Genomic DNA, 22,639 nt, shown 5'->3' with positions numbered 1-22,639 from the left:
GTGATGTCTGGTCGATGCATTGAGCCGATGTATCAGCTCGATACATCGCAAAGATAGAACGCCTCCTCCGGTCGAGCAAGCGGGCGAGCGGTGAAGGGGATCACATCTTCGCTTCACCGCCGCCGTAATGCCCCAATTGCCCGCTCTGGCAAGAAAGATGGTTTTTGGCGCTGCGTAGTCTGGGCCCGTGCGGATCAGCCCAACGGGGAACCTTGCGGAGCGCGGCGACGTCTTCGTCCTAGGTGACGTGCGCCCGACTGTGGGGACGGATCACACACCGGGGGAATGGGCCACCTGTAGCACCCGCCGCCAGCAGGCAGGCATGTCTGTCCGAGGAGTAGCTGTCCCATGAGCGAGCACCGTCGCAAGCCTCCGCAGTCTCGCGGTCGCCGCGCCGCGTCGCCTTCCGGGCGCCGCGCTGAACCAACGCCCGCTCCCCCCAAGGCTCCCGAGACGCCCCCCGGCGGCACCGCGGAGCTGCCCTCGCAACGACCGTATGGCAGCAGGGCGGAGGCCCGTCGCGCGGCACAGCGCGGCGGCGGCAGGCGGCGGGCGGCCAGCGCCTCCGAGGGCGCATCCGACGGCGCCACCGGCGGAGGCCGCCGGCGCCGCGCGGAGACCACCAACAAGAAGAAACGTCTGATCGACTATCCACGCGCCAACAAACACGGCGTGCGCCGCTGGCTCCCCTCCTGGAAACAGGTCACGGGCTCGGCGCTGACGTTCTTCGCGCTGCTGATCGGCCTGGTGGGCATCGCCTACTGGTTGACCGAGGTGCCCAACGCCAACGCCATCGCCAAGCAGCAGAGCAACGTCTACTACTGGGCCGACGGGTCCCGGATGGTGGTCTCCGGCGGCGAGGTGAACCGGCAGAACATCGCCTTCGAGCAGATCCCGGAGGCCATGCGGGACTCCGTGGTCGCCGCGGAGAACTCCACCTTCTGGGAGGACTCGGGCATCGACCCGATGGGCATCGGCCGGGCCGTGCTCAACATGGCCAGGGGCGGTGAGGTCCAGTCCGGCTCTACCATCACCCAGCAGTTCGTGAAGAACATGTACCTCACCTCGGACCAGACCATCGAGCGCAAGGCGCGTGAGCTGCTGCTCTCGATCAAGGTCAGCGCCGAGGTCTCCAAGAAGGACATCCTGGAGGGTTACCTCAACACCTCCTACTACGGACGGGGCGCACACGGCATCCAGGCCGCCGCCCAGGCGTACTTCGCCGTGGACGCCGAGGATCTCAACCCCAGCCAGTGCGCCTTCCTCACCAACCTGCTCAAGGGTCCCGGGCTCTACGACCCCTACGGCCCCACCGGCGAGGTCGACCCGGGCAACCTGGAGCGCGCCCAGGGACGTTGGCAGTATGTGCTGGACCGCCGCCTTGAGGTGGGCAACCTCTCCCAGGCCGAGTACGACGAGATTCGGCTTGAGGGGTTCCCCGACATCAACGAGCCGACGCCGGCCATGGAGAAGGAAGGCCAGATCGGCTATCTGACCAATCTGGTCGACAACTACCTGATGGCCAACGGCATCAGCGAGCAGCAGCTGTCCACGGGCGGCCTGCAGATCCACACCACGTTCGACGAGAACCTGATGAATCAGATGGAGGCGTCCGTCGACGCGGTGCGGGAGGAGCACATCGATCCTGAGGCCCGCCCGGAGGACCGCCATGTGCAGTTCGGCGCGGCCTCCATCGTGCCGGGCGACGGCGCGATCGTGGCCATCTACGGCGGCGCGGGCATCCCCGAGCACTACGCGAACAACGCGGACTCCCCCAACGCACAGGTCGGTTCGACGTTCAAGCCCTTTGTGCTGGCCGCCGCGATGCGCGATGGCGTCCGCGATCCGGAGAAGGGCCCGACCCAGTCCCGCGAGGACCGCACCCAGCTCTCCCCCGAGAGCACGTACCTCAGCGAGGACGGGCTCCAGATCATGAGGTACGACGGGGAGCCGCTGCTGGTCGAGGACGAGGAGACCGGCGAGGACGTCACCTGGGAGCAGGCCAACTTCGAGGGGCAGTCCCAGGGTGAGCTGACCCTGCGGGAGGCCATGGAGGTCTCGGCCAACTCGCCGTTCGTCCAGCTGGGCATCGATGTCGGCCCCGATGTGGTGGCCCAGGCCGCCATGGACGCCGGTCTGTTGGAGAGCAGCCTCGGCCCAGCCAACGATTCGGTGCCGTCCTTCGCCCTGGGCGTCTCCACGCCGGGGCCGATCCGGATGGCCACCGCCTACGGCACCTTCGCCGCCAGCGGCAAGCGGGCCGAGCCCTACTCGGTCACCCTGGTCGAAAGCTCCGAGGGCGTGCTCTACGAGCACGAGTCGGAGGTCGAGCAGGCCTTTGAGCCGGCCATCGCGGACAATGTCACCGACGTGCTGGCCAGCGTGGTGGAGAGCGAACAGGGCAGTGGCCATGACGCCCAGGTGCTGGGCCGGCCGGTCGCGGGCAAGACCGGCACCACGGACCAGAACCTCTCCGCCTGGTTCGTCGGCTACACACCGCATCTCTCCACCTCCGTCGGCATGTGGCGCTATCCGTCCGATCCGGACGACCTCGCGGAGGACGAGGAGACCGGCTTCCTCTCCATGTGGGGCACGGCCGGCAAGGAGCGGATCAACGGTTCCTCCCTCCCGCTTGAGGTCTGGATCGGCTTTATGCAGGAGGCCACCGCCGGCCACGACAAGACCGCCTTCCCGGAGCCCCCGGACATCGGCGAGATCGTCTGGGGCGGCGGCGCCACCAGCCCGCCGCCGGTGCCGGAGGAGACGCCCGATCCCACGGAGGAGCCCGAGGAGCCCGAGGAACCGGAGGAGAGCGAGGAGCCGGAGCCCTCGGACCCGCCGACCGAGGAGGAGCCGGACCCCGATCCCACCGAGCCGTGTGAGGACTGGGACTGGACCTGCGGCGACACCACAGGGCCCGAAGGCAGTCCCGGCGGTTCCGGGGATCCAGGGGGATCCGAAGGCCCGGGTGAGGGTGACAACACCGGGGATCCATCGGGCAACAACGAAGGACCGGACGGCGGGAACAACGACGGAGACTCGTCGACGATCTTCAGCACCTTCGGTTAGCGACAGAAACAGAGCCAGGCAAGGGCCCACCCCCCGGCGGGGGGTGGGCCCTTGCGGCAGGATGGGCCCATGGCGCATCCCAACCAGCGAGCGGTCGTACACCCCACCGCTCAGGACGAGGTGGCCGCCGCCGGCAGCGAACTGATCGGTGGCCCCATGGGCCGCCGGGCGGTGTCGACCGGCGGCAGTCGCAACCCGCTCCGAGTTGTCGCCCTGGTGCTGATCGGGATGTTCACCCTGGGGATGGCCCAGAAGGCGCCCTGCTATGAGGAGGGTTGGTTCTTCGGCGCCACCACCCAGTACAGCCACGCCTGTTATTCGGACATTCCGCATCTGTACGGCTCGCGTGGCTTCGCGGACGGGGTGATCCCCTACTACGAGAGGATCCCCGACGCCCTCTCGGACGGCATGGAGTACCTGGAGTACCCGGTGCTCACCGGACTCTTCATGCAGGCCGCTTCCTGGCTGACGCCCAATGGCGGCGCCCAGTTCGAGGCGCGGATCTACTGGTTGGTCAACGCCGGTCTGCTGCTGGTCTGCGCCCTGGTGATCGCCCTCTGCGTGTCCCGTATCCACCGCAACCGGCCCTGGGACGGTCTGTTGGTGGCCCTTGCCCCGGCCCTCGCGTTGAACGCCACCATCAACTGGGACCTGTTGGCGGGTGCCCTCACCTGTGCCGCCCTGCTGATGTGGTCCCGCTCCCGGCCGGCGCTGGCGGGCGTGCTGATCGGCCTGGCGACGGCGGCCAAGCTCTATCCCGTGCTCCTGCTAGGCCCCCTGCTACTGCTCTGCTGGCGGGCGGGACGCTGGCGCGCCTTCGGCGCCGCCACGGCGGCGGCCGCCACATCCTGGTCGGCGGTCAACCTGCCGGTGATGCTGCCCGCCTTCGAGGGCTGGTCGAAGTTCTACACCTTCAGCCAGGAGCGCTCGGTCGACGTCGGTTCTCTCTGGCTGATCATCGCCCAACGAAGCGATACCGGCCTGGAGTCGGTCAACGACTACGCGATCGTGATGATGGTGCTCGGCTGCGCCGGCATCGCCGCGCTGGCCCTGGCCGCGCCCCGGCGGCCGCGCCTGGCGCAACTCGCCTTCCTCGTCGTGGCGTTGTTCATCCTCACCAACAAGGTCTACTCGCCGCAGTATGTGCTCTGGCTCATCCCGCTGGCGGTGCTGGCGCGGCCCCGATGGCGCGACTTCCTGATCTGGCAGGCATGCGAGGTGTTCTACTTCTTCGGCATCTGGATGTATCTCCTCTACCGCCATGGCGAAGAGCATCATGGGCTCTCCGTCGGCGGCTACCAGTTCGCCATCGTGGTCCATCTGTTGGGAACGGTCTACCTCTGCGTCCTGGTCGCCCGGGACGTGCTGCGCCCCGAGTACGACATCGTCCGACGAGATGGCTCCGACGACCCCGGCGGCGGCGTTCTCGACGGCGCCCCCGATGCCTTCAGCCTCCGCAGGCGCCGGGAGGCGCCCGTCAGCACGCCATCCGCCTATGTCGCCTGGGGCGCCAAACCACCGGCGTCCCCGGCACCTCACCCCACCGCTTTCCGGCCTGAGCAGCCCTGGCCGGCCGACAGCTCGGACGACGTTTCACGTGAAACCTGAAAGACAGCATGGGACCCCCTCGGTCATCGGCGGCCTGCGCGTCCTCCTGCGTGGCGCCGGCTTCAAGCGGTTGCTGACCGTGCGGCTGCTCTCCCAGTTTGCCGATGGCGTCTTCCAGGTGGGACTGGCCACCTATGTGGTGTTCGCCCCGGAGCAGGAGACGACCCCCGGCGATATCGCGGCGGCCATGGCGGTGCTGCTGCTCCCCTACTCCCTGCTGGGCCCCTTCGCCGGGGTACTGCTCGACCGATGGCGCCGACGCCAGGTCCTCTTCCACGGCAATCTGCTGCGCTGTGCGCTGGTCATCGCCACCTGCTCCCTGATCCTGGGTGGCGCCCCGGACTGGCTCTTCTATCTCGCGGCGCTGATGGTCACGGCGGTGAACCGCTTTGTGCTCGCCGGCCTCTCGGCCGCGCTGCCACGTGTGGTGGAACGCGAGCAACTGGTGATCGCCAACTCGCTCTCGCCCACGGCGGGAACGCTGGCCGCGACGGCCGGCGGAGGAGGCGCACTCGCGGTGCAACTGCTCGCACGTTCCCAGGGAGTTCAGGACTCCCTGGCCCTGCTGCTGGCGGCGGGCATCTACCTCCTCGCCGGACTGTCCGCACTGCGGCTGGGACGGGACCAACTCGGCCCGGATCAGGCCGTCGCTCCACCGAGCCTCCGCAGCGCCATCATCGCCACCAGCCGAGGTCTGGTCGCCGGGCTGCGACATCTGAGGGAACGACCGCCCGCCGCATGGACCCTTGCGGGCGTGGGGCTGATGCGGTTCTGCTATGGCGCCCTGCTGGTCACCGTGTTGATGCTCTGCCGCTATGCCTGGGACGAGGGCGGCGACGAAGGAGTCGCCCTCCTGGGCATCGCGGTGGGCGTCTCGGGAGCGGGCTTCTTCGTCGCGGCCCTGGTAACCCCCTGGCTGGTGGCCCGGGTCGGCCGGCTGGGCTGGTATATCCGGTGCGCGCTTGCGGCCGCGATCCTGGTGCCGGCGTTGGGGCTCTCGTTCCGACCGGTGCCGATGCTGATCGCCGCGTTTGTGTTGGGGCTGGTCTCCCAGAGCGCCAAGATCGTCACGGACACGGTGGTGCAGTCATCCGTCGCCGACGCGTTCCGCGGACGCGTCTTCTCGCTCTACGACATGCTCTACAACATCGCCTTCGTCGGCGCCGCCGGAGTGGCGGCCCTGATACTGCCGGCCGATGGACGTTCCCCCGCCCTGCTCTGCCTGGTGTCCGCTCTCTACGCACTCACCGCGGCAGTGATCCACCGGCTCCGCCGTTCCACTGTTTCACGTGAAACAGTGGAACGGATCGGCTGAGCCAGGAGCTGATCGGGGCGGGACAGGCGATGCCGAGACGACGGGGTCGGCCTGTTACTCCGAGGCTTGGCCGGCCCACCAGTCCTTGAGGGCCGAAACGGCCTCCTCACGCTCCAGCGGGCCCCTCTCCAACCGCATCTCCAACAGGAAGCGGTAGGCGCGCCCCACCTCGGGGCCGGGGCCGATACCAAGGATCTCCATCACGTCGTTGCCGTTGAGATCGGGCCGAATGGCATCGAGTTCCTCCTGCTCCTTGAGCCGCTCGATGCGGTCCTCCAGGCTGTCGTAGGCCCGGGAGAGCGCCTGCGCCTTCCGCTTGTTCCGGGTGGTGCAGTCGGAACGGGTCAGCTTGTGGAGCCGGCTCAGCAGGGGCCCCGCGTCCCGCACATAGCGCCGCACCGCGGAGTCCGTCCACTCGCCCGTTCCATAGCCATGGAAGCGGAGATGGAGCTCCACCAGTCGGGAGACATCCTTGATCAGCTCGTTGGGGTACTTGAGCCGGGTCAAGCGCTGCTTGGTCTGTTTGGCGCCGACGATCTCGTGATGATGGAAGGAGACCCGGCCATCCGTCTCGAAGCGCCGCGTCTTGGGCTTGCCGATGTCATGCAGGAGCGCGGCCAGCCGCAACACCAGGTCGGGGCCATCCTCCTCCAGGTCGATGGCCTGCTCCAGGACGGTCAGGCTGTGCTCATAGACATCCTTGTGCCGATGGTGCTCGTCCCGTTCCAGACGCAGCGCGGGCACCTCGGGGAGGATCCGGTCGGCCAGGCCCGTCTCGACGAGCAGCGTGATGCCCTTCCGCGGCTGCGAGGCGACAAGCAGCTTGCTGAGCTCGTCGCGCACCCGCTCGGCCGAGACGATGTCGATCCGGTCGGCCATCTCCTTCATCGCCGCTCGCACCGGCTCCGCGACCGTGAAGTCCAGTTGCGCGGCGAACCGGGCCGCGCGCAGCATCCGCAACGGATCGTCGGAGAAGGACTCCTCCGGGGTGCCGGGCGTGCGGAGCACCCGCTCCGCCAGGTCCGAGAGGCCGTGGTGCGGATCGATGAACTCCTTGCGCGGCAGGGCGACGGCCATGGCGTTGACCGTGAAGTCCCGACGCCGCAGATCCTCTTCCAGGGAATCGCCGTAGACGACCTCGGGTTTGCGGGAGTCCCGGTCGTATGCCTCGGAACGGTAGGTGGTGATCTCCAACTGGTAGTCGCGACGATCGCCCGCCCCGTCCTCGGCCGGGGCACTCTTGCGACATCCCACGGTCCCAAAAGCGATGCCGACCTCCCAGACGGCATCGGCCCAGGGACGTACCAGTCGCAGCACATCCTGGGGGCGCGCGTCCGTGGTGAAGTCGAGATCGTTGCCGAGCCGCCCGAGGAGCGCGTCTCGCACCGAGCCCCCCACGAGCGCCAGGGTGAACCCGGCCCGCGCGAAGCGGGTGGCGAGATCGTCGGCGATGGGGGAGACCCTCAGCAGCTCGCCCACTGCGCGCCGCTGCACCTGGCTCAGTTCGGGCGCGGCGTGGCGGACGTTGGTGTCTTTCCTGTCGTTCGGCACAACAGCACAGGGTACGTGTCCCGGCCGGGGCCGCACCGTGGCCGGGGGCCCTACCCAGCCCTTGATCCCTGGCGTTCGCGCACGTCGATCATCGTTACCATAAAGGCGCGTTGAGGGTCGGGCACGACGAGGAACGGGGCTGACGCGTGGCAGAGGTGACGGGGACTACGTCGTCCTGCGGCGGTACGGATCGGCGTCCCGGCCCATGCCCGGGCCGTGGCCGGCGCCTCGCCGCGCTACTGGCCGCCATGCTGGCCACCGTACTGCTCAACGGTCTCTTCCCGGCGACCGCCGGGGCAGCGGCGCCCACGCCCGAGGTCGGCACGGAGTCCCTTACCGCCACGGTGTCCATCACGGAGCAGACACCCATGGTGCCGGAGGCCGACGACACGGTCTCGCTGCGGGGCACCGTCACCAACGAGGGCGCGACCGCGATCCTCGACAGCTCGGTCGCGGCCCGCCAGGGCGTTCCGCTGGAGAGCCGGAACGCCATCGACCAGGCGATGGCCCGTACCGAGTTCTCCCGCGAGAGCGATGGCGCCATAGTGCTCAGCCATGGCCAGGACATTGGGCGGATCGAGCCGGGCATGTCCCGGACCTTCTCCCTTGAGGTCCCGGTCTCCGCCCTCGCACTGGGCGCCGACGGCGTCTACCAACTCGGTGTCACGCTGACCGGACAGACCGAGGACCGCCAGTGGGACCAGATCCTGGGGATCGGCCGCAGCGTGCTGCCCTGGCAGAACTCCGGGGAGCTGCCGGAGACGGACACCAAGCTCACCGTCCTCTGGCCGCTGGTCTCCCGCATCCATCTGACCGCCCAGACCGGCGCGGACGAAGAGCAGACGCCCGCCTTCCGGGACGGCTCCCTGCTGGACGAGATCTCCCCCGGCGGCCGGCTCCACCAGATGGTCACCCTAGGCGCCGAGCTTCCCGTCACCTGGGTCATCGACGCGGATCTGCTGGCCGCGGTGGACGCCATGGTCGAGGAGTACCAGGTCTACGAGGGGGACGAGCTGGTCAGCGGCGACGGGCAGGAGGAGGCCCGGGCCTGGCTGAGCGCCCTCCGGGAGGCGGTGCGCGACGACGAGGTGGTCGCGCTTCCCTTCGGCGACCCGGATCTCGCCTCGCTGGCCCACCAGGGGCGCGAGGTCCAGGGCGCGCTGCGACAGCTGGCCGTCGCGACCGAGACCGCCGCGGTGACGGTGGACACGGTGCTCAACGTGCAACCCACCACGGACTACGCCTGGCCCGTGGAAGGAGCCATCGATCCGTCCATCGTCGCGGTGGCCACCTCGGCCGGCGCGCACCATGTGATCGCGCGGAGCGACAGCCTCCGGGACGACTCCCTCCCCCACACCCCCAGCGCGGCCCGACCGATCGGCGACGGCAACACCGCGCTGGTCGCCGACGACGTCATGTCGACGCTCTTCACCGCCGATATGAGTCGCACGAGCAATGTGACGCTGGCCCGCCAGCAGCTGTTGGCGGGGACCTTCTCGATCGCCCAGCAGGAGACCGACACCTCGCGCAGCCTGCTGATCGCCCCGCAGCGCATGCCGACCAGCGCCCAGGCCCAGGCGATGTCGGACGCGCTCCACGCGCTTCAGGAGCACGCGGACTGGATCACCTTCGCCGACCTCGACTCGGCTGCCTCCGCCCAGCCCGACCCGGAGGCCAACCAGCGGGTGCCGAGCGAGGAGGAGTACCCCTCGCGGCTCCGGCAGCAGGAACTGCCGACGAGCGCGTTCCAGACGATGCGGGAGACCCAGCGCACCCTGGACGACTTCAAGGTCATCCTCACCAGCCCCGACCGCGTGGAGCCCCCCTTCGGCAACGCGATCCGGCGCGAGATGTCCACCTCCTGGCGCGGCCACGAGTCGGAGGCCGCCGAGTACCGCTTCGCCGTCCAGAACGGCCTGGAGGACCTCACCGGTCGGGTGCGCATCATCCAGAAGAGCCCGATCACCCTCTCCGGACGCAGCGCCACCATCCCGGTCACCGTGGAGAACAACCTGGTTCAGGACGTCAAGGGCCTGGAGCTGCGGCTGACCTCCAGCCGCCGGCTGGGCCTTGAGGTCGGCGAGACCCAGGAGATCGCGGTCGGTGGCGGACACAGCCAGACCGTGAAGTTCTCCACCACCGCCCGTGCCAACGGACGCACCTTCCTTGAGGCCCAACTCTTCACCTCGGACAACAAGGCGTTCGGGCAGCCGATGGGTTTCCAGGCCAAGGTCACCTCGATCACCCCCCGGGTGTTGATGGTGATCGCCGGCGGCCTTCTCCTGGTGGTGCTCGCCGGCATCAGGATGTACACCCAACGCAAGCGCGCCGCCAGAGAGCGCGACGCATCGGACGACGACGCCCCCGTGGGTGAGAGCGAAGCCGACACCAGCGGCGTCAACACCGGCACCCCGCCCAGGGGTGAGAGGCTGGACTCCGACGAGTGAGCCGGAGTCCGGACCGTGATCCTTAAGGTGAGGTAGCGATGCAAGCGCCGTATGACCGTGAACGCGGCCAGGCGCCGGATGGCGGCGACCCGTCCGGCTGGTCGGAGGACCCCTCGGGCCAAGCCGACCAGTATCCGCCGGGGCCGCAGCACCGGCAGCCACCTGCCCACGACCCCCATCACGGGCCACACCAGGGGCCGCCCGGTTACGGCCAGCACGCCGGCTATCCGCAACAGCCGCAGCAGCCGCAACAGCCAGCCGCCGATCACGGCCTTCCGGGCTCGTACGGCAGCCAGCCCCAGCAGCCCACCGGCTACGACCCCTATCTCGCCGACAGCTATGGGCACGATCCCTACGCCGCCCGCGATCCGCTCGCCCAGGACCCGGTGGGCGAGGCCCTCTACGATCGGGCCGCCCATCCTCCGGGGCCCGACCCGCTCTCCGACCCATCGGGCTACTACCAGCAGCAACCGGCCGGGCAGCACTACCAGGACCCCGGCTGGGGCGGAGGCGCGGACGGCTCCTATCAAGGCCCGCCGCCCGCAGGGGCCCCCGGCGGAGGCGAGTTCACCGGCATCGACGGCCTGATGGGACGCGCGGGAGAGTACCCGCAACCCCACCAGCAGCAGCCCGCACCACAACAGCAGCAGCCGCAGCAGCCCGCTCAACAGCCCGACGACGCCTTCGCCTATCTCTTCCGCGACCAGCAGCACCCGGGCGCGGCCCAGCCCGCGCCCCCGGGCCGCCCCGCGCCGCAGGCACGGCACCCAGAGCCCTACCCCCGGCAGCCCGCCCCGGTGACACCGCCCACCGGTCCGCCCACGCCTCCCGCCGCCGCGCCGGCGCCGGCGGCCGCGCCCTCACCGGCGCCCGAGGCCACCGGCAGTGGTGGCGGTCGCGCCAGCAGCCTGCTGCGGTCCAGCGCCATAATGGCCGCCGGCACCCTGGTCTCCCGCGTCACCGGCTTCGTGCGTCAGCTGGTGATCGTCGCGGCCCTGGGCGCGGCGGTGCTCGGTGACACCTACACTGTCGCCTGGGCCCTGCCCTCGATGATCTACTTCCTGATCATCGGCGGTGGCCTCAACTCGGTCTTCGTCCCCCAGCTGGTCCGGGCGATGAAGGACGACGAGGACGGCGGCGACGCCTATGCCAACCGACTGCTGACCCTGGTCATGGTGGCCCTGGCCGCCCTGGTGCTGGCGGGCATGCTGGCCGCTCCGCTGCTGGTCCGGATGCAGACCGCGAAGTTCGCGAGCGACCCGGCGGCGAACGACCTCACCATCACCTTCGCCCGCTACTTCCTGCCCACCATCTTCTTCACCGGCGTCTACACCGTGCTGGGGCAGATCCTCAACGCCCGGGACCGCTTCGGGGCCATGATGTGGACCCCGGTCCTCAACAACATCGTGGTGATCTTCACCTTCGGGATGTTCCTCTGGGTCTACGGCGCCCAGGGCAGTTCCAGCATGAACGTCAACACGATCACGCCCGAGGCCGTGCGGCTGCTGGGCATCGGCACCCTGCTCGGGCTGGTGGTGCAGGCCGGGGCGATGCTCCCCTATCTGCGTGCGGCCGGGTTCCGCATCCGGCCGCGCTTCGACTGGCGGGGACACGGTCTGGGCAAGGCCGCCCGGCTCGCCAAGTGGACCGTCATGTTCGTGCTCGCCAACCAGGCCGCGCTCATCGTCGTCACCCAGTTCGCCACCTGGGCCGGCGACAACGCGAGCAACGCCGGGCACCCGGGCACCGGCTTCACCGCCTACAACAGCACCCTGCTGATCTGGCAGATGCCGCAGGCCATCATCACGGTCTCCGTGATGGCGGCGCTACTGCCCCGGCTCTCCCGTTCCGCCGCCGACAACGACACCGCGGCGGTCCGCGACGACCTCTCGCACGGTCTGCGCACCTCGGCGGTGGCCATCGTGCCCATCAGCTTCATGTTCCTGGCGCTGGGCGTGCCCATGTGCACCATGCTCTTCGGCTCCGCAGGGATCGATACCGCCCGTTCCTTCGGCTACATCCTCATGGCGTTCAGCCTCGGGCTGATCCCCTACTCCGCGCAGTACGTCGTGCTGCGGGCCTTCTACGCCTACGAGGACACCAAGACCCCGTTCTTCAACACGGTCGCCGTCTCCCTCGCCTGGATCGTTCTCTCGACGCTGAGCTTCCTCCTGCTGCCCGACCGCTGGGTGGTCGCCGGCATCGCCTTCGGCTACGGCATCGCCTATGCCCTGGGCGTGCTGGTGGCCTGGCGACGGCTCCGGCAGCGCATGCGGACCGACCTCGACGGCGCCCGCGTGGTGCGCACCTATATCCGCCTCTGCGGAGCCTGTATCCCCGCGGCGGCGGTCGGCGGACTCGCCGGCATGGGCGTGCTCAACGCCCTGGGGGAGGGCCTGCTGGGCTCCCTGGCCGCGGTCACGGTGGGCTCGCTGCTGCTGCTGGCGGTCTTCTATGTGGCGGCCCGCCGCATGCGCGTGCAGGAGATGACGGTTCTGGTGGGGATGATTCGCGGCCGGCTCGGACGCTGATGAGACGCGAAGCGCGCCGGATGGGCGAGGACGTCTGATATCGCACCGTTCGAACACCCGCCGTACAACCTCCCGGTGTTCTCACATGTCGTGCAGGGCGGCGGAGTAACGGCACAATGAATCTGGCAGAGTCCACGACCGATGGCCCGAAACGGGGAGGCGGAAGCGACGGTGGCGGAACGGAGCACGGCGAGCCCGCCGCAGGATCCGGCGAGCGCCAGGAAGGCCGCGGGGGGGCGGCAGTCCGAGGAGGGCACGGCCACCGATACCCCCGGCCCCGAGGGCAGAGGCCCTGAGACCACGGAGAACGAGGCCGAGGGCCCCGGGAGCACCGACGGCGGCGAGCGTCCCTCGCGCACCTCCCACTCGGCCGAGCTGCACAGCGGCCACAGACTCGCCAACCGCTACCGGTTGGAGGAGTGCATCACCCGACTGGACGGGTTCAGCAGCTGGCGTGCCGTCGACGAGAAGCTGCGCCGCGCGGTGGGTGTCCATGTGCTGCCGGCCGACCACGAGCGGGCGGCCACCGTGCTCTCCGCGGCACGAGCCACCGCGCTGCTCGGCGATCCGAGATTTGTCCAGGTTCTCGACGCGGTCGAGGAAAAGGGCATGGTCTATGTGATCCACGAGTGGCTGCCCGACGCGGTGCCCCTGCACACCCTGCTGCACACGGCTCCGCTCGATCCCCATGAGGCGCATGCACTGGCCGCCCAGATCTCCGAGGCCATGACCGCCGCCCACCGGGAGGGCCTTGTCCATCTGCGGCTGAACCCGGCCACCGTGCTGCGCACCGGTCCCGGCCAGTTCCGTGTGCGCGGGCTCGCCGTCGACGCCGCGCTGCGCGGCATCGAGTCGGATGCTCCACAACGCAGCGACACCGAGTCCATCGGCGCGCTGCTCTACTGCGCGCTCACCCAACGCTGGCCCTATCCCAAGGGTGTCTACGGTCTCAGCGGCATCGCGGAGTTCAGCAAGGGCGCCAGGGAGCCTCTGGTGGCTCCCGACCAGCTCAGGGCAGGAGTGCATCGAGGGCTCTCGGAGCTGGCCATGCGCGCCCTGGTCAACGACGGGGCGACCGCCACCAGCGAGAAGCCGGCCTTCACCACCCCGGAAGAGCTCAGCCAGGCCCTGGCCACCCTGCCGCGTATCCGGCCACCGGAGCCCACCCCCAACGGGCTCACCCGCTTCCATCAGACACCGCCCTACCCTCGTCCGGGGCAGGCCGTAGGCCAACCGCCCGCAGCGATGACGCGCACCCTGGCCCCCAGCAGCCCGGCGCCGCCGACGCTGCCGGGGCGGATGGGCACCGCGCTGAAGCTGGGCGTCTCCGCACTGCTGATCGCCGCCCTCGGGTTGGGGAGCTGGCAGCTCGCCGATGCTCTGCTCAAGGGAGACAACCCGCCGGAGGCGGCGCCGCCGCCCAGCTCCCAGGGCGAGGAGGAGGAGCCTCCGGCGCCCCCGGCCTCGGTCGAGATCGACACCATCACCGAGTTCGACCCCTATGGCCCCGGACAGAACCCGGATGCCGCGCCCCGGGCGATCGACGGTGACCCGGAGAGCTTCTGGCACACCAAGAACTACTACGGCCCGTCCTTCGGCGGCTTCAAGTCGGGACTCGGGCTGATCCTGGATCTGGGCGAGCCCCAGTTGGTCGAGTCCCTGCGGGTGGAGGCGCTCGGCGAGACCCAGGTGGAGTTCCGGGCCGCCGCCCCCGAGGCCACCACGGCACCCACGGACCCGGATGCCTTCAGCACCCTGGACAGTGGGGTGGGTGCCTCCCTCGCCCTGCAGGCCGAGGAACCGGTTGAGACGCGGTTCGTCCTGGTGTGGCTCACCGAACTGCCACAGGGGGAAGACGGCAACTACCGTGGGCGCATCACCAGCATCATCGTCAACGAGTAACCAGCCAGCGCACCAGCACACTGGTACGGCCGGTCGGGGGGAGAGGGGAGGTTCCGCCGTGAGCAACCAGGCGCCGAGCCAACCCGTCGTGGGTAGCGACAAGGAGCTGCTGGAGCAGCATGTCGCCGGAGACCCGGATGCCTTCTCCGAGTTGGTGCGGCGCCACCGCGACCGCCTCTGGCGGGTGGCCATGCGCACGCTCGGAGATCGCGAGGAGGCCGCCGACGCCCTGCAGGACGCCTTTGTCTCGGCGTACCGAGCGGCCCACACGTTCCGCGGGCAGTCAGCCGTCACCACCTGGCTGCATCGCATCACGGTCAACGCCTGTCTGGACCGGGTCCGCCGCGCACAGAGCCGACGCACCTCGCCCATGCCGGAACCGGAACGGTTGGAAGATCTCCTCGAACCCCATGAGTCCGCCGAAGCCCCCGCCGAACGACAGGACCTACGCAGGCAGTTGAATATGGCGCTCGCCGAACTACCGGTAGAACAACGTGCCGCGCTGGTCCTCGTCGACATGCAGGGGTATCCCGTGGCTGAGGCCGCTCGCATCCTGGAGACACCGGTGGGCACCATCAAGAGCCGCTGCGCCCGGGGAAGGGCTCGGCTGTTGCCTCTTCTCCGGCATCTCCATCCCAAGGCCTCGGAGCGAGAAGCGCCAAGGAACCAGAATTCACGTCCATCCGTCCCACCTCCCAGAGACAGGGGAGCATCCAGCGCATCCAGCGCCACCGACGAGGAGGTGGGCACGCATGACTGAGACACATCCGGAGCCTGCCGAGATCGCCGCGCTGGACGAGGACCTGCTGCCGGCGCCCGAAGCCGCAGAACTGCGCGCGCATCTCACCGACTGCGATCGTTGCACCGGCGTGCTGGCCGATCTTGTCGAGCTTCGTGAGGCTCTGCGGGACGACACCAACCCGGGCCCCATTCCGGAGGACATCGCGCTGCGGATCGATGCCGCTCTCGCGAACGAGTCCGCTCCTGCCCCCGCCCCTGCCCCCGCGCTCACGGTCTCCGTTTCACGTGAAACACCGCGGCCGCGTCGCCTGGCGTCCCACAAGATGGCACTCGCCGCGGCCGGTGCGGTATTGGCGGTCGGAATGGGCAGCGCACTGATCCAGGTGCTGGGCTCCGCCGATGGTGGCGCCGACGCGGATATGTCCAACGCGGATGCCGGCGGCGCGTTGGAGGCACGGGACGAATTCCCCGAGCTGCCGGTGGAATCGCTGGAGGGACAGGTCAGGGAACTGCTCGCGGAGTCCCCGGCGGCCGACACACCCAGCGCCGAGGAAAGCGCCCCGGAGGAGGAGTCCGACGAGCAGGACTCCCAACCCACTCCGCCCCCGCCGCCCGTAGAGCCCACCGAGGAGCCGACGGAGAGCGTGACCGAGGGAGCCGCGCCGGAGAGCTACCGGCCCCTGTCGGCCGTGCCCACCTGTGTGGATGAGGCGATCGGCCGCTCCGAGGCGCCGCTCGCCGTCAACGAGGAGGACTACAACGGCGTCAACGCCTATCTTGTGGTGCTCCCGCACACCGAGGACCCCGAGTTGGTGACCGCCTATGTGGTGGATGCCGCCTGCGTCTCCGCCACCCCGCCGGTCATCGGGGAGATCCTGCTTGAGGAGAGCTACGCCCTCGAAGAGTAGGGCCACTGCGCGGATGAGACACCCGGACGGCGGCGCCTGATCCAGACGAAGGGGCCCGGGCAGAGCATCGGGCTGGGAATGTCTGGGACCCTGGGAACCGTTAAGGCACTGAGGGCTCAGCCAGGGCCCCCGGGTGAGAGACCGCCAGACAAGGAAGATTCCCCGTGAGCGACGTCCGCAACGTGATCATCATCGGCTCCGGACCTGCGGGCTATACCGCCGCGCTCTACACCGCACGCGCCTCACTCAACCCGCTCGTCTTCGAAGGGGCGGTCACCGCGGGCGGCGCCCTGATGAACACGACCGAAGTCGAGAACTTCCCTGGTTTCCAGGAAGGGATCATGGGTCCCGACCTGATGGACAACATGCGCGCTCAGGCCGAGCGCTTCGGCGCCGAGCTGATCCCGGACGATGTCACCGCGGTGGATCTGAGCGGCGAGATCAAGACCGTCACGGACACCGCCGGAGCGATCCACCGCGCCAAGGCCATCATCGTCACCACCGGCTCCCAGCACCGCAAGCTCGGGTTGCCCCAGGAGGACGAGCTCTCCGGACGTGGAGTCTCCTACTGCGCCACCTGCGACGGTTTCTTCTTCCGTGAGCAGGACATCGCCGTGATCGGTGGCGGGGACACCGCCATGGAAGAGGCCACCTTCCTCAGCCGGTTCGCGCGGTCCGTCACGGTGATTCACCGACGCGACACCCTGCGCGCTTCCAAGGCCATGCAGGAGCGCGCCTTCGCCGACCCGAAGATCTCGTTCCTCTGGGACAGCGAAGTCGCGGAGATCCAGGGAACGGATGGCAAGCTCTCCGGACTTGTCGTACGGAACACCAAGTCCGATGAGAAGTCCGAGCTTCCGCTGACCGGGCTGTTCGTGGCCATCGGGCACGACCCGCGCGTCGAACTGTTCAAGGGTGTGCTGGACTTGGACGAGGAGGGCTACATTTCTGTGGACTCCCCCAGCACGCGCACCAATGTTCCCGGAGTCTTCGCCGCGGGCGATGTGGTCGACCACACCTACCGGCAGGCGATCACCGCGGCAGGCACCGGCTGCTCCGCAGCCCTGGATGCCGAAAGGTACCTCGCGGCCCTGGCCGATGCCGCATCCGTCACCTCGGAAGCCAAGGTCTGACCGCCGCTTCCACTCCCCATCGACCGCAAGGTCTGCCCTACCCCGTTCAAAGGAGAAGCATCATGGCTGGTGCCACCGTGACCGCCACCGACGCCGACTTCGAGGAGAAGGTCCTTCGGAGCGACAAGCCTGTTCTGGTCGACTTCTGGGCGGAGTGGTGTGGCCCGTGCCGCCAGGTCGCCCCGGCGCTGGAGGCCATTGCCGCCGAGCACACGGAGAAGCTCACCGTCGTCAAGCTCAACATCGACGAGAACCCGGCGACGGCCGCCAAGTACGGCATCCTCTCCATCCCGACGATGAACGTCTACCAGGGCGGCGATGTCGTGAAGACCATCGTCGGCGCCAAGCCGAAGGCCGCCATCGAGCGGGACCTCAGCGAGTTCATCGGCTGAACCCCATAACAACAGACGGAGGGCCGCTGGCGTTTCACGTGAAACGCCAGCGGCCCTCCGTCTGTTCTGGGACCCGCTCGGTCCGTTGCGGACGCTCAGCTCTCCTCGGCTTCGGCGGTCGAGGACTCGACGGCCGGGGTGGTGGCCGGCTCCTCCGGCGCCGTCCGCTGGTCCAGGACCGGCCCCTCGCCGGGGGCCAACTGCCCCAGGATCCGCTCCAGATCGTCTATCGAGGCGAACTCAACGACGATCTTGCCCTTCTTCTGGCCGAGGTCGACCTTCACCCGGGTCTCGAACCGATCGGAGAGCCGGGTGGCCAGTGTGTCCAGAGCCGGCGCGATCCGAGCGCCCGCCCTGGGGCCCCTGGCTCGCGCACTCTTCTTACTGGTGGACGAACCCTGGAGGGTGACGATCTCCTCCACCGCCCGCACCGACAGCCCTTCGGCGACGATGCGGTGGGCCAATTTGCTCTGCTCCTCCGGATCCTCGACCGAGAGCAACGCCCGGGCATGGCCGGCGGAGAGAACACCCGCCGCCACTCGACGCTGGACGGCGGGGGAGAGCCGAAGCAGCCGCAAGGTGTTGGAGACCTGAGGGCGCGAGCGACCGATGCGATCGGCCAGCTCGTCATGGGTGCACTTGAAGTCCCGCAACAGCTGGTCGTAGGCGGCGGCCTCCTCCAGCGGGTTCAGCTGGGCCCGATGCAGGTTCTCCAGCAGCGCGTCCAGCAGCATCTTGTCGTCTTCGGTGGCACGCACAATCGCCGGGATGGTCTCCAGACCCGCCTGCCCACAGGCACGCCAGCGGCGCTCGCCCATGATCAGCTCGTACCGGCCGGATCCCAACTGGCGTACCACCACCGGCTGGAGCAGGCCCACCTCCTTGATGGAGGTGACCAGCTCCGTCAGTGCGTCCTCGTCGAAGACCTCACGCGGCTGCCGGGGGTTGGGGGTGATCTCGCTCAGCGGCAGCTCCGCGAAATGCGCCCCCGCCACCTCCTGGACGGACGGAAGATCCTGCTTGACGGGGCCCAGGGATACCCGCCGCTCACCGTCTCTCGGCTGCTGCGCACCGGTCGAAGGGGGAACGGCGATGCCCCGATCGGCCGTCAACAGGGGTACCGAGCTGGGCGAGACCGAGGCGGACTGCTCCGCCCCGCTCGCCGCGTCATCGGAACTCTTGGGCGCGGCTGGGATCAGTGCGCCCAGTCCTCGGCCCAGCCCTCTACGTCGCTCACTCACTGAGGCCCCTCCACCGGGTTGTGCTGTTCCTGCTGCGGGATCGCGCCGCGAAGCGCGATCTCCCGGGCTGCCTCCAGGTAGGACAGCGAACCACTGGAGCCCGGGTCATAGGTGAGGACGGTCTGTCCATAGCTGGGCGCCTCCGAGATCCGAACGGACCGCGGGATATTGGTGCGGAGCACCTCGCTCCCGAAGTGCGTCCGCACCTCCTCGGCCACCTGCGAGGCGAGGCGAGTACGCCCGTCGTACATCGTCAGCAAGATGGTGGAGACATGGAGCCCGGGGTTCAGATGGCCGCGCACCAACTCGACATTGCGCAGCAGCTGTCCCAGGCCCTCCAGCGCGTAGTACTCACACTGGATCGGAATGACCACCTCGGCGCCGGCCACCAGGGCGTTGACCGTGAGCAGTCCCAGCGAAGGGGGGCAGTCGATCAGCACATAGTCCAGCGGCTGCTCATAGGCGCTGATGGCTCGTTGCAGCCGGCTCTCCCTGGCGACCAGGGACACCAACTCGATCTCGGCGCCCGCGAGGTCGATGGTCGCGGGAGCGCAGAACAGCCCCTCCACATCCCTGACGGGTTGGACCACATCGGACAGCGGCTTGCTCTCCACCAACACGTCGTAGATCGAGGGAACTTCGGCGTGGTGATCGATCCCCAGCGCCGTCGACGCGTTGCCCTGGGGATCGAGATCGATGACCAGCACCCGTGCCCCATGGAGCGCCAGCGAGGCGGCGAGATTGACCGTGGTGGTGGTCTTCCCGACACCGCCCTTCTGGTTGGCAACGACCATGATGCGCGTTTGGGCCGGCCTGGGAAGAGCGCCGCTGGTGCGGTGCATGGCGGCGATGGCCTGCTGCGCCGCCCGGGCTACCGGGGCGCCCTCGGCCGGTGGCGGCGCACTGGTCCCCATGTCAACGGCACCGCCGGGACCGTCAGCCGATTGGGAGCGGGGCCCCGGGACCGGATCGGCCGTCGGCCCAGCAGTGTTGGCGTCGGACCGCAATGGTTCACTCTCCTCGACACGCACAGCCTCTTTGGAGTCAAAGACTGCCATGTTCTTGGGGTCATGAACCAGCGAGGACCAGCTACCTGTGGATGACGGGCCCTCTGTGGATACCGGCGACCCACTTTGGGGTGAAGATCGAGGACGACGGGCGCGCGGCTCGGCGGTCGCGCGCCCGCGGCTGATGATTCCCTGGAGCAGCGAGCGGCGTTTCACGTGAAACACGATGCCCACGGCAACCCTCAGCAGAGGGCAGGACACTCCGCCTCGGAGATATTGGGTCCGTTTAACGTCGCTTCGGACGAACAGAGCCCGCCCCAAGGGGGCGGGCTCCGATATTCAGGGGTACCGAAACGGTCTCAGCGACGCTGTCGCCGGCCCGTTCCTCTGCGGGCGGCCTTGGCCCGCTTGGCGGCGAAGCGCACGCCCCCCGGGCTCTCGCCCACCTCCACACGGACCACCGTGGACGGCGGGTCCACGATGTCGACTCCCGCCTGGAGCACGGAGGTGCCCACCACGCCCAGCTTGGCCAGCGCGCCACGGGATGCCTTGAGCTCCTGCTCCGCGGTCTCACCCTTGATGGCCAGCATCTCCCCATAGGGACGCAGCAGGGGAACGCCCCATCCCGCCAGCCGGTCCAGCGGGGCCACCGCACGGGCCGTGACCACATGCACCGGAGTGAAGGTGGAAAGGACCTCCTCCGCCCGGCCGCGGACGATGGACATCTGCTCCAGGCCCAGCAGTTCGGCGACCTCCTGGAGGAAGTTGGTGCGCCGCAACAGCGGTTCCAGCAGGGTGATCCGCAGATCCGGTCGCACCAGAGCGAGGGGAATGCCCGGCAGCCCGGCGCCGGAGCCCACATCGCAGACGGTGACGTCCTCGGGCACCACCTCTGAGAGGACGGCGCAGTTCAGCAGATGCCGCTCCCAGAGCCGGGGCACCTCACGAGGGCCGATCAGCCCTCGCCTGACCCCCACATCGGCGAGCAGTTCCGCGTAGCGCACCGCGTCCGCCAGGCGCTCGCCGAACACCTTGTGGGCCGCCTCCGGCGGCTCGGGCAACGCCGATACCGGCGTGGTGTCCTGGCTCACGGCAGGACGACCACGCGGCGCTGCGGCTCCTCACCCTCGGATTCGCTGCGCAGGCCCGCCGCCGCCACCGCGTCGTGCACGACCTTGCGCTCGAAGGGCGTCATCGGCTGCAGCTTCACCGGCTCGCCTGACTCCTTCACCTGCTGGGCGGTCTCGGTGCCCAGGGTGGTCAGCTTCTCCCGCTTGCGGGCGCGGAACCCGGAGATGTCCAGCATCAGCCGGCTGCGCTCGCCCGTCTCCCGATGCACCGCGAGCCGGGTCAGCTCCTGGATCGCCTCCAGCACCTCGCCGTCGCGCCCCACCAGCTTCTGAAGATCACGAGACGGAGCGTCGGAGATGATCGACACCGCCGCCCGGTCACCCTCCACGTCCATATCGATATCGCCGTCCAGATCGGCGATATCGAGAAGCCCCTCCAGGTAGTCGGCCGCGATCTCCCCCTCCTGCTCCAGGCGGGTCAGATCGTCGGTCTCCTCGGGGGCGGCGGTTGAGGTGGTGTCCGTCACGGGTGAGGCTCCTTCTTACTTCTTGCTCTTGGCGGACGGCTTGGGCTTACCCGACGAGGACTTCCTGGCCTGCTGCCCTCGCTGCTTCTTCTGCGGCTGGCCCTTGCCGGAGGACTGAGCCTTGCCCGAGGCCGACGCGTTCCCGTTCGACGACGCGTTCCCGTTCTGCCCGGGCTTCTCCAGGTTCGGCGAGGCAGGCTTCTCAAGCTTCGGCGAACCGGGCTTCTCGCGGTTCGCGGAAGTGGGCTGCTGACCGCCGGACTGGCGCTTGGCCTTGGTCTGCCGCTTGGGCTGGTTACGGCTGGCCCTGGCGGCCTCGCCGGTCTTCTTGAGGTCGGGGGCGGGGGCCTCCTCCTCCAGCTTGCCCTTCTTGCGAAGCCGCTCCTGCCGCTGCTGGTACGCCAGGCTGCCCGGAGTGGGGTTGCGGGTGATCACATACATCTGCTGACCCAGCGACCAGACGTTGGTGGTCAGCCAGTAGATCAGCACGCCGACCGGGAAGTTGACACCGAAGACGGCGAACATGATCGGGAAGATGTACATCAACATCTTCTGCTGGTTCATAAACGGCGTCTTGACCGTGAGGTCGACGTTCTTCGTCATCAGCTGGCGCTGGGTGTAGAACTGCGACGCCGACATCAGCACGATCATGATGATGGTGACGGTGCGGACGTTGGCCTGCGTCGCGCCGAACTCGGCCAGCTTGGTGGCGCCGTCCATGAAGCGGCTGGCGATCGGGGCCCCGAAGATCGTCGCCTCGCGGGCGCTGGTGACCTGCTCCGCGTTGAGGACACCGACCTTCTTGTTGCTGGCGATGTGGTTCAGCACCTGGAAGAGGGCGATGAAGAACGGCGACTGCGCGAGGATGGGAAGACAGCTGGCAAGGGGGTTGGTACCCGTCTCCTTGTACAGCTTCATCATCTCTTCGGACTGACGCTGCCGGTCGTTCTTGTAGCGCTCCTGGATCTTCTTCATCCGGGGCTGCAACGCCTGCATGTTCCGGGTCGCCTTGATCTGCTTCACAAAGAGCGGGATCAGGGCGATCCGGATCACCACCACCAGGGAGAAGATCGACAGACCCCAGGCCCAACCGCTGTCCTCGTCGAAGACCAGACTGTAGAGGCTGTGGAACTGGACGACGATCCACGAAACGGCGATATAGAGAGGACTGAGGATCGAATTGATCGTGTCCACGGA

Annotated in this window: 16 protein-coding genes; 10 read left to right on the top strand and 6 right to left on the bottom strand. The window is 68.8% G+C overall.

Annotated features, from left to right (window positions below; all coding sequences use genetic code 11):
* Positions 1 to 348: 348 nt before the first annotated feature.
* The 3 genes from AOM46_RS12260 (at position 349) to AOM46_RS12250 (ending at position 5,992) form a co-directional block, all read left to right on the top strand.
* Entirely contained in the window at positions 349 to 3,069 is a 2,721-nt protein-coding gene (locus AOM46_RS12260) for a transglycosylase domain-containing protein (protein WP_062209758.1), read from the top strand.
* Between the two features lie 69 nt (positions 3,070 to 3,138).
* Positions 3,139 to 4,677: a glycosyltransferase family 87 protein gene (locus tag AOM46_RS12255; RefSeq protein ID WP_062209755.1), complete on the top strand. Its 1,539-nt coding sequence runs from the start codon at positions 3,139 to 3,141 to the stop codon at positions 4,675 to 4,677.
* A complete protein-coding gene (locus AOM46_RS12250) occupies positions 4,667 to 5,992 on the top strand; it encodes an MFS transporter (protein WP_062209753.1) in 1,326 nt (441 codons plus the stop codon). Before AOM46_RS12255 ends, AOM46_RS12250 begins: the two co-directional genes overlap by 11 nt.
* 54 nt (positions 5,993 to 6,046) lie before the next feature.
* Here AOM46_RS12250 and AOM46_RS12245 read toward each other — a convergent pair whose 3' ends face one another.
* Positions 6,047 to 7,543, bottom strand: coding sequence for a CCA tRNA nucleotidyltransferase (locus AOM46_RS12245; RefSeq protein WP_062209750.1), 1,497 nt, complete (start codon positions 7,541 to 7,543; stop codon positions 6,047 to 6,049).
* A 146-nt stretch (positions 7,544 to 7,689) separates the two neighbouring features.
* On the opposite strand from AOM46_RS12245, the gene AOM46_RS12240 reads away from it, so the two are divergent.
* From AOM46_RS12240 to trxA, 7 genes are all read left to right on the top strand, one after another.
* On the top strand, positions 7,690 to 9,990 hold the full coding sequence (locus AOM46_RS12240) for a DUF6049 family protein (protein WP_370592690.1): 2,301 nt from the start codon (positions 7,690 to 7,692) through the stop codon (positions 9,988 to 9,990).
* A gap of 38 nt (positions 9,991 to 10,028) precedes the next feature.
* Complete coding sequence (gene murJ, locus AOM46_RS12235) at positions 10,029 to 12,521, top strand: murein biosynthesis integral membrane protein MurJ (protein ID WP_062209744.1); 2,493 nt, start codon at positions 10,029 to 10,031, stop codon at positions 12,519 to 12,521.
* Between the two features lie 141 nt (positions 12,522 to 12,662).
* Positions 12,663 to 14,423: a protein kinase family protein gene (locus tag AOM46_RS12230; protein ID WP_107080052.1), complete on the top strand. Its 1,761-nt coding sequence runs from the start codon at positions 12,663 to 12,665 to the stop codon at positions 14,421 to 14,423.
* A gap of 58 nt (positions 14,424 to 14,481) precedes the next feature.
* Positions 14,482 to 15,183 carry an RNA polymerase sigma factor SigM gene (sigM, locus tag AOM46_RS12225; protein ID WP_199823960.1) on the top strand — a complete coding sequence of 234 codons (702 nt, stop codon included), beginning with the start codon at positions 14,482 to 14,484 and terminating at the stop codon, positions 15,181 to 15,183.
* Positions 15,176 to 16,072 (top strand): anti-sigma factor, encoded by an 897-nt coding sequence (locus AOM46_RS12220; protein WP_062209741.1) that lies wholly within the window; start codon positions 15,176 to 15,178, stop codon positions 16,070 to 16,072. The genes sigM and AOM46_RS12220 overlap by 8 nt, the downstream gene beginning before the upstream one ends.
* Positions 16,073 to 16,236: 164 nt before the next feature.
* Complete coding sequence (gene trxB, locus AOM46_RS12215; protein WP_062209738.1) at positions 16,237 to 17,205, top strand: thioredoxin-disulfide reductase; 969 nt, start codon at positions 16,237 to 16,239, stop codon at positions 17,203 to 17,205.
* Between the two features lie 62 nt (positions 17,206 to 17,267).
* The gene (gene trxA / locus AOM46_RS12210; RefSeq protein ID WP_062209735.1) at positions 17,268 to 17,597 is read left to right on the top strand and encodes a thioredoxin; all 330 of its coding nucleotides are present in this window, start codon (positions 17,268 to 17,270) and stop codon (positions 17,595 to 17,597) included.
* A gap of 95 nt (positions 17,598 to 17,692) precedes the next feature.
* Here trxA and AOM46_RS12205 read toward each other — a convergent pair whose 3' ends face one another.
* The 5 genes from AOM46_RS12205 to yidC form a co-directional block, all read right to left on the bottom strand.
* Entirely contained in the window at positions 17,693 to 18,838 is a 1,146-nt protein-coding gene (locus AOM46_RS12205; RefSeq protein WP_062209732.1) for a ParB/RepB/Spo0J family partition protein, read from the bottom strand.
* On the bottom strand, positions 18,835 to 19,896 hold the full coding sequence (locus tag AOM46_RS12200; RefSeq protein ID WP_078856740.1) for a ParA family protein: 1,062 nt from the start codon (positions 19,894 to 19,896) through the stop codon (positions 18,835 to 18,837). Before AOM46_RS12200 ends, AOM46_RS12205 begins: the two co-directional genes overlap by 4 nt.
* Before the next feature lie 308 nt (positions 19,897 to 20,204).
* Positions 20,205 to 20,936: a 16S rRNA (guanine(527)-N(7))-methyltransferase RsmG gene (rsmG, locus tag AOM46_RS12195; RefSeq protein ID WP_062209727.1), complete on the bottom strand. Its 732-nt coding sequence runs from the start codon at positions 20,934 to 20,936 to the stop codon at positions 20,205 to 20,207.
* The gene (locus AOM46_RS12190; protein WP_062209726.1) at positions 20,933 to 21,442 is read right to left on the bottom strand and encodes a R3H domain-containing nucleic acid-binding protein; all 510 of its coding nucleotides are present in this window, start codon (positions 21,440 to 21,442) and stop codon (positions 20,933 to 20,935) included. Before AOM46_RS12190 ends, rsmG begins: the two co-directional genes overlap by 4 nt.
* 15 nt (positions 21,443 to 21,457) lie before the next feature.
* Complete coding sequence (yidC, locus tag AOM46_RS12185) at positions 21,458 to 22,627, bottom strand: membrane protein insertase YidC (protein WP_062210743.1); 1,170 nt, start codon at positions 22,625 to 22,627, stop codon at positions 21,458 to 21,460.
* Between the last annotated feature and the right edge of the window lie 12 nt (positions 22,628 to 22,639).

Origin of the sequence: Streptomyces sp. NBRC 109706, assembly GCF_000974485.1 — a bacterium.
Lineage (GTDB): Bacteria > Actinomycetota > Actinomycetes > Streptomycetales > Streptomycetaceae > Streptomyces.
Note: the sequence above shows the minus strand (reverse complement) of the source record. Positions and strands in the feature narration are given on the sequence as shown.